At 63.4% G+C, this 14,372-nt stretch carries 17 protein-coding genes; 11 read left to right on the forward strand and 6 right to left on the reverse strand.

Features of this window, described 5'->3' with window-relative positions; all coding sequences use genetic code 11:
* Nucleotides 1-27: 27 nt before the first annotated feature.
* Entirely contained in the window at nucleotides 28-759 is a 732-nt protein-coding gene (locus AC0L20_RS06800; RefSeq protein WP_473287928.1) for a haloacid dehalogenase type II, read from the reverse strand.
* A 92-nt stretch (nucleotides 760-851) separates the two neighbouring features.
* Nucleotides 852-1,862 carry a zinc-dependent alcohol dehydrogenase family protein gene (locus AC0L20_RS06805; protein ID WP_473287929.1) on the reverse strand — a complete coding sequence of 337 codons (1,011 nt, stop codon included), beginning with the start codon at nucleotides 1,860-1,862 and terminating at the stop codon, nucleotides 852-854.
* An 84-nt stretch (nucleotides 1,863-1,946) separates the two neighbouring features.
* On the opposite strand from AC0L20_RS06805, the gene AC0L20_RS06810 reads away from it, so the two are divergent.
* On the forward strand, nucleotides 1,947-2,294 hold the full coding sequence (locus AC0L20_RS06810) for a MerR family transcriptional regulator (protein ID WP_473287930.1): 348 nt from the start codon (nucleotides 1,947-1,949) through the stop codon (nucleotides 2,292-2,294).
* Nucleotides 2,295-2,316: 22 nt separating this feature from the next.
* On the opposite strand, the gene AC0L20_RS06815 is transcribed toward AC0L20_RS06810, so the two are convergent.
* Nucleotides 2,317-2,739 carry a winged helix-turn-helix transcriptional regulator gene (locus AC0L20_RS06815; protein WP_473287931.1) on the reverse strand — a complete coding sequence of 141 codons (423 nt, stop codon included), beginning with the start codon at nucleotides 2,737-2,739 and terminating at the stop codon, nucleotides 2,317-2,319.
* An 84-nt stretch (nucleotides 2,740-2,823) separates the two neighbouring features.
* Here AC0L20_RS06815 and AC0L20_RS06820 point away from each other — a divergent pair, with 84 nt between their 5' ends.
* On the forward strand, nucleotides 2,824-3,558 hold the full coding sequence (locus tag AC0L20_RS06820) for an SDR family NAD(P)-dependent oxidoreductase (protein ID WP_473287932.1): 735 nt from the start codon (nucleotides 2,824-2,826) through the stop codon (nucleotides 3,556-3,558).
* 295 nt (nucleotides 3,559-3,853) lie between these two features.
* On the forward strand, nucleotides 3,854-4,753 hold the full coding sequence (locus AC0L20_RS06825) for a translation factor GTPase family protein (RefSeq protein WP_473287933.1): 900 nt from the start codon (nucleotides 3,854-3,856) through the stop codon (nucleotides 4,751-4,753).
* Nucleotides 4,754-4,823: 70 nt separating this feature from the next.
* On the opposite strand, the gene AC0L20_RS06830 is transcribed toward AC0L20_RS06825, so the two are convergent.
* Nucleotides 4,824-5,708 carry an amidohydrolase family protein gene (locus tag AC0L20_RS06830; protein ID WP_027565452.1) on the reverse strand — a complete coding sequence of 295 codons (885 nt, stop codon included), beginning with the start codon at nucleotides 5,706-5,708 and terminating at the stop codon, nucleotides 4,824-4,826.
* A 321-nt stretch (nucleotides 5,709-6,029) separates the two neighbouring features.
* Here AC0L20_RS06830 and ykgO point away from each other — a divergent pair, with 321 nt between their 5' ends.
* From ykgO to AC0L20_RS06845, 3 genes are all read left to right on the forward strand, one after another.
* Nucleotides 6,030-6,155, forward strand: coding sequence for a type B 50S ribosomal protein L36 (gene ykgO / locus AC0L20_RS06835; RefSeq protein ID WP_006611362.1), 126 nt, complete (start codon nucleotides 6,030-6,032; stop codon nucleotides 6,153-6,155).
* 107 nt (nucleotides 6,156-6,262) lie between these two features.
* Nucleotides 6,263-6,904 carry a tetratricopeptide repeat protein gene (locus tag AC0L20_RS06840; RefSeq protein ID WP_473287934.1) on the forward strand — a complete coding sequence of 214 codons (642 nt, stop codon included), beginning with the start codon at nucleotides 6,263-6,265 and terminating at the stop codon, nucleotides 6,902-6,904.
* A 124-nt stretch (nucleotides 6,905-7,028) separates the two neighbouring features.
* On the forward strand, nucleotides 7,029-7,289 hold the full coding sequence (locus AC0L20_RS06845) for a hypothetical protein (protein ID WP_007596971.1): 261 nt from the start codon (nucleotides 7,029-7,031) through the stop codon (nucleotides 7,287-7,289).
* A gap of 12 nt (nucleotides 7,290-7,301) precedes the next feature.
* Here AC0L20_RS06845 and AC0L20_RS06850 read toward each other — a convergent pair whose 3' ends face one another.
* Entirely contained in the window at nucleotides 7,302-7,484 is a 183-nt protein-coding gene (locus AC0L20_RS06850; protein ID WP_007596968.1) for a hypothetical protein, read from the reverse strand.
* A gap of 325 nt (nucleotides 7,485-7,809) precedes the next feature.
* Between AC0L20_RS06850 and AC0L20_RS06855 the strand changes: the two genes are divergently transcribed.
* Entirely contained in the window at nucleotides 7,810-8,766 is a 957-nt protein-coding gene (locus AC0L20_RS06855; RefSeq protein WP_473287935.1) for an alpha/beta fold hydrolase, read from the forward strand.
* Between the two features lie 108 nt (nucleotides 8,767-8,874).
* Here the strand turns inward: AC0L20_RS06855 and cycA are convergent, their stop codons facing one another.
* A complete protein-coding gene (gene cycA / locus AC0L20_RS06860) occupies nucleotides 8,875-9,270 on the reverse strand; it encodes a cytochrome c-550 CycA (RefSeq protein WP_456767691.1) in 396 nt (131 codons plus the stop codon).
* Between the two features lie 273 nt (nucleotides 9,271-9,543).
* On the opposite strand from cycA, the gene AC0L20_RS06865 reads away from it, so the two are divergent.
* From AC0L20_RS06865 to AC0L20_RS06880, 4 genes are all read left to right on the forward strand, one after another.
* The gene (locus AC0L20_RS06865) at nucleotides 9,544-11,037 is read left to right on the forward strand and encodes an FAD-linked oxidase C-terminal domain-containing protein (RefSeq protein ID WP_473287936.1); all 1,494 of its coding nucleotides are present in this window, start codon (nucleotides 9,544-9,546) and stop codon (nucleotides 11,035-11,037) included.
* Between the two features lie 63 nt (nucleotides 11,038-11,100).
* A complete protein-coding gene (locus AC0L20_RS06870; protein ID WP_473287937.1) occupies nucleotides 11,101-12,336 on the forward strand; it encodes an FAD-binding protein in 1,236 nt (411 codons plus the stop codon).
* Nucleotides 12,337-13,659, forward strand: a complete 1,323-nt coding sequence (glcF, locus tag AC0L20_RS06875; protein ID WP_473287939.1) for a glycolate oxidase subunit GlcF — start codon at nucleotides 12,337-12,339, stop codon at nucleotides 13,657-13,659. It abuts the gene before it with no gap.
* 100 nt (nucleotides 13,660-13,759) lie between these two features.
* Entirely contained in the window at nucleotides 13,760-14,131 is a 372-nt protein-coding gene (locus AC0L20_RS06880) for a histone (protein WP_473288199.1), read from the forward strand.
* The last annotated feature ends 241 nt before the right edge of the window (nucleotides 14,132-14,372 follow it).

The following is a 14,372-nucleotide window of genomic DNA, read 5'->3' on the forward strand; positions in this document are numbered from 1 at the left end:
TCCAGACTTATGGGCGGGCGGCGATGCCTAAGCAATCCTTGGCAGCTCCGAGAGCGCCCGGACGCGATAATCGGGTGCAAAGCCGAGCTCGTCCATCTGGGTGCGGATCGCCTTGAACATCGTCAGCGGTGCCACGAGTTCGTTCTCGACGCAAGCCAGCGCCATCGCTTCGGGCGTCACCCGTTCGATCCAGGCAACGTTCAGTCCGAACGCTTTCGCGCCCGCGATGTCCCAGGGGTTGGAGGAGACGAACAGCACCTCGTCCGGCGCGGTGCCGAGCACCTCGCCGATCAGCTCATAGGCTTCCGGGCTCGGCTTGAAGATCTTCTTCGCGTCGACGCTGATCGTGGCGTCGAGCAGGGCGTCGAGGCCGGAGTTGCGCACGAGCGCATTCAGCATATCCGGACTGCGGTTGGAGAGGATGGCGAGTTTTCGCGGTTTTAGAGCCGTGAGCGCTGCCGTCGCATCCGCATAGAGATCGAGATGCAGATATTTCTCGATCACGCGCTCGAATGCCTCGTTCTCGTAAGCGAGCCCGAGCACGCGCAGCGTATAGGCAAGCGAGTCGCGCGTGATCGCTGCGAATTCCTGGTAGCGCCGCATCAGCGAGCGTAACCAGGTGTATTCGAGCTGCTTGATCCGCCAGATCTGCGTGATGATCTCACCGTAACCCGGAAACGCATCCTCGGTGATCTCGGCGACCGACTGGATGTCGTAGAGCGTTCCGTAGGCGTCGAAGACAACGGCTTTGAGGCTCAATTGACCTGTCCTCCGGGATCGTTGCGGTCCACGGACTATACAAGGCGCCGCGAAATCGGTCCAAGACGGAATCGCGACTTGGGCCCTGGTTTCTAAAATCTGATCACGACCTTGCCGAAATGTGAGCCGGTCCGCAGGTGCGCATATGCTTCGGGGACCTCGTCGAAACCATAGACCCGATCGACAATCGGGTGGATCGCGTGTTCGGTCAGGAAGCGATTCATCGCGGCAAAGTGTTCGACTGATCCGACGGTGACACCGATGATGTCGGCATTCTCCCACTGAAGGCGCGCGAGGTCGGGCTTGGGGCCGAACCCTGTCAAAACCCCGATCTGGACGATCTTGCCACCCGAAGCGACCGATCTCAGCGATCGGTCGTAAGTGCCGGGACCGCCGAGTTCGAGGATGTGACTGGCACCTCTGCCATCCGTTGCCTTCATCAGGGCGACATCCCAGTCAGGCGTCTCGCGATAGTTGATGAGGATCGAGCCGCCCAGCGCCTTGGCGCGGGCGAGTTTTTCATCCGAGGAGGATATCACGATCGCACGCGCCCCCAGCGCCGCCGCGAATTGAAGCCCGAACAGCGCGACGCCGCCTGTTCCCTGGACCAGCAGCGTGTCGCCTTTGCGCATCCCGCCGCGTGCGATGAGGCCATGGAAAGCCGTGACGCCGGCACAGGGCAGGGTCGCGGCCTCAACCGCGGACAAATGCGCCGGCACTGAGACCAGCGCAGTCGCCGGCAGCACGACATACTCAGCCAGCATTCCGTCCATCGTGTTGCCACCGAGGGACGAGGGAATATAGCTGGAGTTGAACGGCCCCGAGATCCAATCGCGGAAGAACGATGCAGCGACGCGGTCCCCGAGTCGCCATTGCGCGACGTCGGCGCCGATGGCGTCAACGACACCCGCACCGTCGGAGAGTGGCACGCGGCCCTTGAGCTCGCCTTGGCCTGCACGGTCGAGGATCAGGAGGTCGCGGTAATTCAGACTTGCCGCCTCGACCCGAATGCGGACCTCGCCATTGGCGGGTTCGGGTTTGCTGATTTCGACGCGCGCAAGGCGGCCAGCACCAGCATGGCCATTCAAATGGTAGGCTTTCATCGTTGCTCCCTTCACAAGTGGCATTCACTTGGACGAGCAAAGTCTGTAGGGTCTGACAGTACTGTCAGGGTCAAGAGGCTTCAGATGAAGATCGGCGAACTCTCCCGGCGGACGGGGGTCAGCGTCCGAATGCTGCGCTACTATGAAGGCGAAGGACTGCTTGCGCCGCAGCGGACGAACTCCGGCTATCGCGACTATGGCCTGGCCGAAGAGGAAACGGTGCGGCGGATCAAGATGCTCGGCGGCGCGGGGATGACGCTCGAAACCATCAAGCGGTTACTCCCATGCGTGCGGAACAACGATCCGGCTTTCACGCCGTGCAACGAGCTGCGAAAAATACTCACGCAGCAGGTCGGCCTGATCGACGAACGCATCGAGACGCTCAGCCAGAGCCGGACAATTTTGGCGGGCTATCTGGCAAGCGTGAACTGATCGCATAACGTAGCCATAAGATTCACCGCCTCTTGGAATTCCAGGCCTCCCGCTCGGCGAAAACGCGGCTGACCTCCGCCATGTGCTCCGTGCTCCACGAGCACAGCGGCACGAGGGCCTGAGCGAGGCTGTGGCCCAAAGCGGTGAGACCGTAGTCTACCCGCGGAGGCACTTCCTTGTAGTCGGTCCGCTTCACGAGACTATCGGCCTCGAGCTCCTTGAGTTGCTGGATCAGCATCTTGTCGCTGACGTCGCGCACGGCTCGCCGCAGCTCGCCGTAGCGGGTCGGCCCGCCCTGGGCGAGGAAGTACAGAATCAGCGGCTTCCACTTGCCGGCGATGACCCGCAGGGTCGCGTCGAGGCCGCAAGTGAAGCCGGGCAAAGTCGGGGTGCAGCTTTGGACAGGTGGCGAAGCCTGCGCAGGTGGAGAGATCGTGTCTGACATTTTTGGGCACTTACCAAAAGGTGCATACTTGTCGATAGGTGGGTAGGCCGCCAGCTCAGTGCAACCCTAGTGAAGGAGCACATCATGAGCAGACTACAAGGCAAGACGGCGGTGGTGACGGGCGGCGGAACCGGCATCGGATTTGGAGCGGCCAAACGGTTCATCGACGAAGGCGCGTTCGTCTATCTCTTCGGGCGGCGGCAGGAGCCGCTCGATGCCGCCGTGGCGCAGCTCGGTTCCTCGGCGCGCGCGGTCAGGGGCTCGGTGACGGACATGTCCGACCTCGATCGGCTGTACGCGACGGTGAAGGCCGAACGCGGCGGGCTCGACATCCTGTTCGCCAATGCCGGGACCGGATTGTTTGCGCCGCTCGGCGAGATCACGCCCGAGCATTACGATCAGATCTTCGACGTCAATGTAAAGGGGCTGGTGTTCACGGTGCAGAAAGCCCTGCCGCTGATGACGAAGGGGTCGTCGATCATCCTGACCGGATCGAGCACGGGGGTGATGGGGACGCCGCAGTTCAGTATCTACAGCGCGACAAAGGCTGCGATCCGCAATCTGGCGCGCAGCTGGGCGCAGGACCTGCGCGGCACCGGCATCCGCGTCAATGTGCTGTCACCGGGGCCGACCAAGACGGAGCTGGCGCTGGAGATCGTCGGCGAGGAAGCGTTCGACGCGCTTGGAAGCATGACGCCGCTCGGGCGCGTGGGCGACCCGAGCGAGACGGGGGCGGTTGCGGCGTTCCTGGCGTCCTCGGACAGCAGCTTCATGACCGGCGGCGAGGTTTTCGTCGATGGAGGCTTGGCACAGGTCTGAGGCCTTCGGTCGGACGACTTCCGCCGATGCCACGAGAACGGTGCGCCCCCTCTCCCGCTTGCGGGGGAGGGCTGGGGTGGGGGGTGTCTCCGCATCGGGAAAATCATCGTGTGGAGAAAGCCCCCACCCGCCACGCTTCGCGCGTCGACCTCCCCCGCAAGCGGGAGAGGTTGCAGCGAGGTTCGGCGTGATCACCCGCCAGTCCGAACCGAACAGCATCTTGTTCTGCAGGAATAGTGAATCAACCGATGATAGAGTAGAAAGCGATCCGAGAACGCAGGCTTGAGATCGACCAATGCAAGATAATGTCGTCAGGCAACCGTTGCTGGTCGAACTCGCCATCGAAGCGGCGTCTCAGGCGGAGCATGATAAACTTGTGACGGCGCTCGCGAAGCTTGCCGCCGAGGATCACTTGTTCATTGTGTCGCTCGATCCCGAGTCGGGGCAGGCTGTGCTGAAAGGGGTGAGCCAAGGGCATCTCGAAGGCAAAATCGATATTCTTCGCCGTGCCCATGGGATCGTCGTCAATGTCGGCGCGTGGCAGGTCGCATTGATCGAGCGCCCAACCACGCGCGCTGAGGGGGAATACACCCATAGGAAGATCTACGGCCCCAAAGGCGAGTTCGCCGCCGTGAAGCTCGGCGTCGCGCCTATCGATGCCGGAAAGGGCTTTCACTTCGAGTCAAAGGTCGACGAAAGTGTGCTGCCGAGAGAGTATCTGCCCGGCGTGGAGAAAGGTCTGAGAGACGTCCTTGCTTGCGGCGTCGTTGCGGGCTTTACGGTGGTCGATGTCGGCGTCGAACTGATTGACGCCAAATATCACGATGTCGACTCATCAGTGCTTGCCTTCGAGGTCGCGACGCGGGCGGCCTTCCGCGAAGCGCTGAAAATGGCGAAGGCGGTCTTGCTCCAACCAATCATGAAGGTCGAGGTGGTGACGCCGGGAGCATTCGCAGCATCTATCGCCGACGATTTGAAATTACGGCGTGCGCACATTCGCTTCAGGGACATCGAGAACGAGGTTGTCGCGATCGACGCAATCGTTCCGCTCATGACCATGTTCGGCTATTCGGCAAGTCTAGGCTTGATGAGCCGCGGGCGGGCGAGTTCCGCGATGCGCTTCGATCATTACGCTGCGATTGAATCACCCGAGAGCGATCCGCCGTTTCGGCCGGCGATAGGCATGCGCGCTTAAGGCCCAGCCCTCTACCGCTGCGGAGCCGCTGCAAGCGAGCAAGCGGCTCCGTCAGTTCATGGGATCGCGCCTAGATCCCCAGCAGCTTCCTTGCGTTGGCCTTCAGCACCTTCGGCCGGATCTCGTCGCGGATCTCGATCTTGGCGAAGTCCGACAGCCAGCGGTCCGGTGTGATCACCGGCCAGTCCGAACCGAACAGCATCTTGTCCTGCAGGATCGAGTTGATGTAGCGCACCAGGATCGGCGGGAAATATTTCGGCGACCAGCCCGAGAGGTCGATGTAGACGTTGGGCTTGTGGGTCGCGACCGACAGCGCCTCTTCCTGCCAGGGGAAGGAGGGATGGGCGAGGATGATCTTGAGGTCGGGGAAATCAGCCGCGACGTCGTCCATGTACATCGGGTTGGAATATTTCAGCCGCATCCCCATGCCGCCGGGCATGCCCGAGCCGACGCCGGTCTGGCCGGTGTGGAACAGCGCGATCGCGCCACCATTGTTGATCTCTTCATAGAGCGGATAGGCCATGCGGTCGTTGGCGTAGAAGCCCTGCATGGTCGGGTGAAATTTGAAGCCGCGCACCCCGTATTCCTCGATCAGCTTGCGTGCCTCGCGCACCCCGAGCTTGCCCTTGTGCGGGTCGATCGAGACGAAGGGGATGAGAACGTCGAGATGGTCGGAGGCGATCTCCAGCATCTCCTCATTCTTGTAGCGGCGGAAGCCGGTCTCGCGCTCGGCGTCCACCGGGAAGATCACCGCGGCGATGTTCTTGGATCGATAGTAGGCGGCGGTCTCCGGCACGGTCGGCGGATGCTTGTGCGGCGACTTGAAATAGTCCGCCATCTGCGCCTGAAAATCGTCATAGCCGTCGTCGGGATGGGTGCCGCAAGGCTCCTCGGCGTGGGTATGGATGTCGATGGCGACGACGTCGTCGATGTTCGGCAGCTTCAGCTTCGGCATGGGTTTCCTCCCGACGGGTTGCCGAATTGATTATATGATATAACGAATTTGGCAAGGCATTGTGGGACAAGGTGTTGCAGGACAGGCGTCGTCCGCGCCAGATTGGGCCGATCCGGCCGCTTCTACTTTGCATGGGGTTGTTTTCCAGAATTTGGTGGGTGGGATCGGGGCAGTTAACATTGACATCCGGTCCTCCCATGCCTTAAGAACCGCCCCGTCCCGGGCGGTCGGTCCGCCAGCGGGAAAATCTCATTTTGCCTCATTCGCGCGTGCCGAAACGGTAGTGCCGAACACGGCCTTTCGAACGTTCAGGATTCTGCCATGAAGGTCCGTAACTCGCTGAAATCGCTGCGCGGTCGCCATCGCGCCAACCGCCTGGTCCGCCGCAAGGGCCGGGTCTATGTGATCAACAAGGTGCAGCGCCGCTTCAAGGCGCGTCAGGGCTGATTTCGCCCTGCCGGACGCCCGCGCGCGCCCCGCAAGACCACGGTCTCACACGAGTTTGACGCCGCCCCTGCTTTGCAAGGGCGGCTTTGCGCGTTTAGACTTCGACCATGGCAGTGAGATTCTTCGTCGCGCGCACCCTGTGTCTGGCTCTCGTACTGGGAGCCGTCGGACTCGCTCCGGCGCTGGCACAGCAGATTGATCCGCCGGCCCCGCCCGGCAAGCAGAAGAAACTTCCGGAAGCGCCGGCCAAGCTGCCCAAGGTCGACCGCACCAAGAATCTCGATTTCCTGTTCGGCGCGCTGAAAGCTGCGCCCGACGAAGCCAGCGCCAAGCATGTCGAGGCGCGGATCTGGGCGATCTGGATCCAGACCCCGAGCGACACCGCGGCGCTGCTGATGGCGCGGGCCAAGACCGCGGTCGACGCAAAGAAGATCGAGGTTGCGATCAAGCTGCTGGATTCGGTGGTCAAGCTCAGGCCCGACTACATCGAGGCCTGGAATCGTCGCGCGACGCTCTACTACATGCAGAACGATTATGGCCGCTCGCTCGCCGACATCCGCGAGGTGTTGATCCGCGAGCCCCGCCATTTCGGCGCGCTCGCAGGCCTCGGCATGATCATGCAGGAGGTCGGCGACGAAAAGCGCGCACTCGAGGCCTACCGCAAAGCGCTCGCCGTCAACCCGCACCTCGAGAAGATCCCCGATCAGGTCAAGGCGCTGACCGAGAAGGTCGAAGGCCGCGATATTTAGCGGACAAGTCGATCATTGCTCGAGCGAATGCGGCGCAAGCCGATTAACCACGACGACACGCGCCGCGTCACAAGGGGTATGGGTGGCACCGCCGCAGGCCTACCTTGATGGCGGGAGCACAGCCATGAAGCGTTTGATCTTTGCAGGTACATTGCTGTTGGCGTCGGGCACGGCGAGCCTCGCCGACGGACTGTTCTGGGTGGTCGGCAACCGCGCCACCGGAAAATGCAACATCGTGACCAGCAATCCCGTGATCATCGGCGACGTCTGGTTCGGTGACGGTCCTTACAAATCGAAGGCCGACGCCAAGCTTGCCCGTTCGACGATCCGCGCCTGTCCCGCACCCACGCCTGACGAGGAAAAGGACGAGGACAGCACGAACTAGGTCGACAGCAACCTAGTGCAAAACGCTGCCTTCGCGCTCGGCGAGGCCGCGATCGACTGCGGCGGCGTAAGCCTTTGCAAGCTCCGTCTCGAGGTGCTCGTTGATCAGCAGCAGCGCGCGCACGGCACCGCGCAGGTCGCCGTGGCAGCTTGCCACGATCTCGTCGATCGCAGTGTCTTTGGATCTCAGGCTCATCGAAATTCTCCGGTTCAAATCAGGATAAATCCTGCCGGTCTTTCCCGCATCCCGAGGGTTGCGAGCACGATCGGCGCCCACCCGCGTCTCAATGGCGGAACCGACCGTGGCGATTATAAGGACGCCGCGATGACGACGGCATGAAGCTGCTTCGAAGCCTGCGTGCTGCAGGGAGCGGTATTGATTTCGTTATGTTTTTCCCGCTTGAATTATGCACATATCCACAGCCCTGGTATTTCAAGTGGAGCGCGGGGGCTCCCCGGGCGAAACTGCCGCCCGCAAGCCACGTAACTGCCCTGTGCCCTGGATCGCCCGGATTCCATCCATGATCGTGATGTCAGTCGTGACTGCGCTGGTTGTGCTGGCGCTGGTCACGCAGGCCGGCGTCCTCGCTGTGCAACGCTCCTTTCCACCGCAAGGCCGGATGATCGAGGTCGATGGCGCCGTGCTTCACCTCGTCGATATCGGCCCGCGCGATTCGGGCCTGCCGATCGTGATGCTGCACGGCGCGAGCTCCAACCTTGAGGCGATGCGGCGGCCGCTCGGCGATCTCCTCGCCAGGGATCATCGCGTCATCCTGATCGACCGCCCCGGTCATGGCTGGAGCACGCGGGCGCGGCGGCAGGATTCCACGCCTGAGGTCCAGGCGCGGATGATCGATGAAGCGCTCGGCAAGCTCGGGATCGATCGCGCGGTGTTCGTGGTGCATTCCTGGAGCGGCGCGCTCGGCGCACGGTTGGCGCTCGATCATCCCGGCCGCGTCGCTGGCCTTGTGATGCTCGCGCCGGTCACCCATCCCTGGCGCGGCGGCGTCGGCCGCTACAACGAGATCATCGCAACGCCCGTGATCGGCCCGCTGCTCGCCTACACCATAACCCTGCCGCTGGGGTATTTCCTCAGCGAGCCCGGCGCGCGCAATGTCTTCCTGCCGCAAATGATGCCGGATGTTTTCGTGCGGGACTCCGCGACGCCGCTGCTGCTGCGCCCGCGCGAGTTCATCGCCAATGCCTATGATCTGGTGACGCTGAAGGAAGCGGTCGCTGCGCAGGTCGCGCGCTACGGCGAGATATCGGCGCCGGTCACGATCATCGCCGGCGAACCCGACAAGACGGTGAAGACCGACATTCACGCGCGCCCGTTCGCCGCCACCGTGCAGAATGCGAAGCTGATCGTGCTGCCCGATCTCGGCCACATGGTGCAGAACGCGGTGCCCGATCTGGTGAAGACCGAGATCGAGACGATGATCGGGAAAATCGTATCAGCGCAGGCGGTCGCCGATTAGAGCGTTTCCGAGCGAAGTGGCTGCCGGTTCGCGTGAAGAAAACGCGTCAAAACAAGAAGCTGGAGCTTCGGTTCAGAACCGAAGCTCCAGCGACCGCCATTCGCGCGCTTACTGCTTGATCTTCCCGTCCTTGTCGAACTGCGACACATAGGCCCAGAGATTGTTGATCTCGGTCTCGTTCTTGATGCCGGCGAACGCCATCTTGGTGCCGGGGATCTTGGCCTTGGGGTCCTTGATGTATTCCTTGAACACGGCCTCGTTCCAGGTGATGCCGGAATTCTTGTTGGCGTCGGAATAATTGTAGTCCGGCGCGGTACCGGACTTGCGGCCGTCGAGGCCGTTGAGCTCGGGGCCGACCTTGTTCTTGGCGCCTTCGCCGATCGCGTGACAGGCCAGGCATTTGTTGAACGACGACTTGCCGGCCGCGGCATCCTGCGCCATCGCGGCGGGTGCGGTGGCAATCGCGGTGAGGATGGTCAATGCGCCAAAAATCAGTTTTGTCATCGGGTGCTCTTCGTCTCTTCCCTGGGGGCTGGTCAGTTGCATGCCTGATCGGCAATGGTCGGACCCGCCGGTTTTGGCAGGCCTGCTCGGATTGGACAAGCCGCCAAACCATGGCAGGTTTCACGATTTCCTACTTGTCCCAGAGCGAACTCGCGCAAGATCGTCGATCCGACTTTCGGATGGCCTACCCAAACCACCGCGGACGTGGTTGATTTACCGCGACAAATCGATCGTGCGGCCTCGGCCGGAACGACATGCCATGAAGGAAATGTTATGGCCATCATGATGCCCGCGAGTGACCAGGCCGTGCTCGCGCGCCGCGCCGAGATCGTGGCTGCATTGCGCGCAATCGTACCGGGCGAAGGCGTGATCGATACGCCTGCCGAGATGCGGGCCTATGAATCCGACGGATTGACGGCCTATCGGCAGCCGCCGATGGTCGTTGTGCTGCCCGACACGACCGAGCAGGTTTCGCTCATCCTGAAATATTGTGCAGGGCAGGGCATCAAGGTGGTGCCGCGCGGCTCCGGCACCTCGCTGTCCGGCGGCGCGCTGCCGCTGGAGGACGGCGTGCTCCTGGGCCTCGGCAAGTTCAAGCGCATCCGCGAGATCGATTTCGACAACCGCGCCGTCGTCACCGAGCCCGGCGTCACCAACCTCGCCATCAGCCAGGCCGTCGCCCATGCCGGGTTCTACTACGCGCCGGATCCGTCATCGCAGATCGCCTGCTCGATCGGTGGCAATGTCGCAGAGAATTCCGGCGGCGTGCACTGCCTGAAATACGGCATGACCACCAACAATGTGCTCGGCTGCGAGATCGTGCTGATGAGCGGCGAGATCCTGCGCATTGGCGGCAAATCGGCGGAGAACTCCGGCTACGACCTGATGGGCGTCATCACCGGCTCCGAAGGCCTGCTCGGCGTCATCACCGAGATCACGGTGCGCATCCTGCAAAAGCCGGAGACGGCGCGCGCGCTGATGGTCGGATTCGCGCAAGTCGAGGCGGCCGGCGAATGCGTGGCGCGCATCATCGGCGCCGGCATCATTCCCGGCGGCATGGAGATGATGGACAAGCCCGCGATCCACGCCGCGGAAGCCTTCGTCCACGCCGGCTATCCGCTCGATGTCGAGGCCCTCCTCATCATCGAGCTCGACGGTCCCAAGATCGAGGTCGACGAGCTGATCACGCGGGTCGAGACAATTGCGAACGCTTGCGGCTCGACCACCTGCCAGATCTCGACCTCGGAGGCCGAGCGCAATCTGTTCTGGGCCGGCCGGAAAGCCGCGTTCCCCGCCGTCGGCCGCATCTCCCCGGACTATCTCTGCATGGACGGCACTATCCCACGCGGTGCGCTGCCGAAGGCGCTGGCGCGCATCCGCGAGCTATCGGAAAAATACCAGCTCGGTTGCGCCAACGTGTTCCATGCCGGCGACGGCAATCTGCATCCGCTGATCCTCTATGACGCCAACAAGCCCGGTGAGATCGAGCGCGCCGAAGCCTTCGGCGCTGACATCCTGCGCGCCTGCGTCGAGTTCGGCGGCGTGCTCACCGGCGAGCACGGCGTCGGCATCGAGAAGCGCGATCTGATGCCGGAGATGTTCAGTGAGATCGACCTCAACCAGCAGCAGCGTCTGAAATGCGCCTTCGACGCGCAGGGCCTGCTCAATCCCGGAAAGGTGTTTCCGACCCTGCATCGCTGCGCCGAGCTTGGTCGCATGCACGTCCATGCCGGCAAGCTGGCATTCCCGGACATCCCGCGATTCTAACGTCGCCTCGCTGCAACGCGCCAAATTTGATTTTCGCTGCAAACTTCGTTACCCGCTACGGGCGTGGATACGCTCAAGGTACGAGACGCCAAAGACGTCGAAGAGGTGGTGCGCGCGGCGATTGCCAATGAGCAGCCGCTCGAGATCATCGGCCATGGCTCCAAGCGTGGCATCGGTCATGCGATGGCGACCAATGCGGTGCTCGACGTCTCCGCGCTGAGTGCCATCACCGCCTACGAGCCCAACGAACTCATTGTCACGCTCCAGGCCGGGGCGCCGCTGGCCGACGTGCTGTCGCTGATCGATGCCAAGAACCAGCAATTCGCCTTCGAGCCGATGAACACCGCGCCGCTGCTCGGCACGCCGGTATCAGGCACCATCGGCGGCATGATTGCGGCTGGCCTGGCCGGTCCGCGCCGGATCAAGGCGGGCGGGGCGCGCGACCATCTGCTCGGGGCGCACGCCGTCTCGGGTTTCGGCGACAGCTTCAAGACCGGCGGCAAGGTGGTGAAGAACGTCACCGGCTACGACCTCTGCAAGCTTCTCGCCGGTTCCTGGGGCACGCTGTCGGTCATGACGGAAGTCACGCTGAAGGTGATGCCGAAGCCGGAGGCCGAGCGGACGCTGGTGCTGCGCGGCCTCGACGATGCCGCCGCCAACAAGGCGATGACCGCGGCGCTCGGCTCGCCCTTCGACGTCTCCGGTGCCGCGCATCTGCCGACATCGGCGTTCCGGACCAAGACCGAAGGTCTCGGCGATATCGTGGGCCAAAGCGAGGCGCTGACCGTGCTGCGGCTCGAAGGCATTACCGCCTCGGCCGCCCACCGTGCCGGCTCGCTGCGCGAATTGCTGGCGCCGTTCGGACCCGCAACGCTCGTCGAGGACACGGTGTCAGCGGCGCTATGGACCACGATCCGCGACATCTTGCCGTTCGCGGCTGGCGGCGCGCTGGGGGCCTGGCCGGTCTGGCGGATCGTCTGTCCGCCGGCGTCGGGCGCGGCGCTCGGGACGCTGCTGGCGCGCGAGACCGGCGGCGAATTGATCTACGATTGGGGTGGTGGACTGATCTGGGCGGCGGTGCCACCGAAGCCGGACGCGCATGGTCCGGCCGTGCGCGAACGTGCGAATGCGGCCGGCGGGCACGCCACGCTGATCCGGGCGGCCGAGGACATCAGGCGCACGATCGATGTATTCCACCCGCAAGCCGCTGGCCTTGCCGCGTTGAGCGAGCGGGTCCGCGCCAGTTTCGATCCGAAGACCATCCTCAACCGGGGCCGGCTGACGCGGGACGCTTGCTGAATGAAGACCGAATTCTCACTCGCGCAGCTCGCCGACCCCGACATCGCGGAAGCCGACAAGATCCTGCGCGCCTGCGTCCATTGCGGCTTCTGCACCGCAACCTGTCCGACCTATGTGCTGCTTGGCGACGAGCTCGATAGCCCGCGCGGCCGCATCTATCTGATCAAGGAGATGCTGGAGAGGGACCAGACGCCGACGGCCGAAGTGGTCAAACATGTCGACCGCTGCCTGTCGTGCCTGGCCTGCATGACGACCTGCCCCTCGGGGGTGAATTACATGCATCTGGTCGATCAGGCCCGGGTCAGGATCGAGCAGCGTTACGAGCGGCCGCTGGCCGAGCGGCTGCTGCGCCGGGTGCTGGCCTTCGTCCTGCCGGACCCGCAGCGTTTCCGCGCCAGCATGTGGCTGGCGCGGCTGGCCCGCCCGCTGGCCGCGTTGCTGCCGACGCCCCGGCCGTCGGCGACACCAGGCCTGATCCTGCGCCTCAAGGCGATGCTGGCGCTGGCGCCGGACCGGCTGCCGCCACCGGGGCCCGCCGCCGGCAGTGTGTTCGCGGCACTCGGCAAGAAGCGCGGCCGGGTCGCGCTGCTCCAGGGCTGCGCCCAGCAGGTGCTGGCGCCGCGCATCAACCAGGCCGCCATCAGTCTCCTCACGCGCCACGGCATCGAGGTCGTCCTCGTCAGGGACGAGCAGTGCTGCGGCGCGCTGACCCATCACCTCGGCAACGACCAGGACGCATTAGGGCGGGCTCGCGCCAATGTCGCGGCGTGGCGCGCGGAAGCGGCCGGCGAGGGGCTCGACGCCATCCTGGTGACCGCGTCCGGCTGCGGCACCGTGATCAAGGACTACGGCTATCTTCTGCGCGAGGACGCTGCGTTTGCCGTCGATGCGGCGAAGGTCTCCGCGCTCGCCAAGGACATCACTGAATACGTCGCCGGCCTTGGACTCGTGGCCACCGCGCGACAGGACAACATCGTCGTCGCCTATCACTCTGCGTGTTCGTTGCAGCACGGGCAGAAAATCACGGGCCTTCCGAAAGAATTGCTTTCCAATAATGGATTCGTGGTGAAAGATGTGCCGGAGAGCCATTTGTGTTGCGGTTCGGCGGGGACTTACAACATTCTCCAGCCCGAGCTTGCGGGCCGGTTGCGCGATCGCAAGGTCGCCAACATCGCGAGCGTCAAGCCGGACATGATTGCCGCAGGCAATATCGGCTGCATGGTGCAGATTGCCAGTGGCACGTCAGTTCCGGTCGTACACACGATTGAGCTTCTCGATTGGGCTACGGGCGGGTCGCGGCCGGCATTGAACGCGCAAGACTGAGCTTTCGAAGACTGAGCTTTCGAGGGCTGAGCTTTCGTCCGGAGGTGACGGCTGAAGACGCCCGGATCGACCATTGTTCGGCGGCAACAGGAGGACCACGATGGCGAAAGCGAAGAAGAAAAAAAGCAAGAAGGCCAAAAAGGCCAAGAAGGCGGTAGCGGCGAAGAAGACCTCAAAGAAGGCAGCCAAGAAGTCCGCGAAGAAGTCTGCCAAGAAAGCCACAAAGAAATCTGCCAAGAAGGCCGCGCCGAAGAAGGCCGCCAAGAAGTCGGCCAAGAAAGCCGCTAAGAAGGCTGCCCCTAAGAAGGCCGCCAAGAAGGCTGTGAAGAAAGCGGCGCCGAAGAAGGCGAAGGCAGCTCCCGCGCCGAAGCCGTCAACGCCGGCAGCTCCGGCTCCCGAGCCCGCCGCCGAGACAAGCTGGGCGATGCCTTCGTCTTCTGCGGACACGACCCCAGCCGAAGGACAAGGTTAGGCCCAAAGTTAGGCCAAAGGCTGGATCCAATCCGACGACCATGATCGACGACAGGAAGGCCGCAGCGGTGATGCTGCGGCCTTTTTGCATCGGCGTGACGGCGCGCGAGGGATGGTCTCGTCGGGAAGCAGCCTGATTCGTGGCGCGGGCAGCACGGTACCGCCGGACCCGTACTAACCCGGGCCGTCCGGTGCACTTTGGAGTGCAAATAATGTGGTCGAGAAGACACACAGCCTGACAA

Source organism: Bradyrhizobium sp. Kon58, from assembly GCF_055807455.1.

Coding starts and splice junctions, on each gene's coding strand:
- AC0L20_RS06805 (WP_473287929.1), bottom strand. CDS start 1,862: ATGAAAGCCTACCATTTGAATGGCCATGCTGGTGCTGGCCGCCTTGCG.
- AC0L20_RS06810 (WP_473287930.1), top strand. CDS start 1,947: ATGAAGATCGGCGAACTCTCCCGGCGGACGGGGGTCAGCGTCCGAATG.
- AC0L20_RS06815 (WP_473287931.1), bottom strand. CDS start 2,739: ATGTCAGACACGATCTCTCCACCTGCGCAGGCTTCGCCACCTGTCCAA.
- AC0L20_RS06820 (WP_473287932.1), top strand. CDS start 2,824: ATGAGCAGACTACAAGGCAAGACGGCGGTGGTGACGGGCGGCGGAACC.
- AC0L20_RS06825 (WP_473287933.1), top strand. CDS start 3,854: ATGCAAGATAATGTCGTCAGGCAACCGTTGCTGGTCGAACTCGCCATC.
- AC0L20_RS06830 (WP_027565452.1), bottom strand. CDS start 5,708: ATGCCGAAGCTGAAGCTGCCGAACATCGACGACGTCGTCGCCATCGAC.
- ykgO (WP_006611362.1), top strand. CDS start 6,030: ATGAAGGTCCGTAACTCGCTGAAATCGCTGCGCGGTCGCCATCGCGCC.
- AC0L20_RS06840 (WP_473287934.1), top strand. CDS start 6,263: ATGGCAGTGAGATTCTTCGTCGCGCGCACCCTGTGTCTGGCTCTCGTA.
- AC0L20_RS06845 (WP_007596971.1), top strand. CDS start 7,029: ATGAAGCGTTTGATCTTTGCAGGTACATTGCTGTTGGCGTCGGGCACG.
- AC0L20_RS06850 (WP_007596968.1), bottom strand. CDS start 7,484: ATGAGCCTGAGATCCAAAGACACTGCGATCGACGAGATCGTGGCAAGC.
- AC0L20_RS06855 (WP_473287935.1), top strand. CDS start 7,810: ATGATCGTGATGTCAGTCGTGACTGCGCTGGTTGTGCTGGCGCTGGTC.
- cycA (WP_456767691.1), bottom strand. CDS start 9,270: ATGACAAAACTGATTTTTGGCGCATTGACCATCCTCACCGCGATTGCC.
- AC0L20_RS06865 (WP_473287936.1), top strand. CDS start 9,544: ATGGCCATCATGATGCCCGCGAGTGACCAGGCCGTGCTCGCGCGCCGC.
- glcF (WP_473287939.1), top strand. CDS start 12,337: ATGAAGACCGAATTCTCACTCGCGCAGCTCGCCGACCCCGACATCGCG.
- AC0L20_RS06880 (WP_473288199.1), top strand. CDS start 13,760: ATGGCGAAAGCGAAGAAGAAAAAAAGCAAGAAGGCCAAAAAGGCCAAG.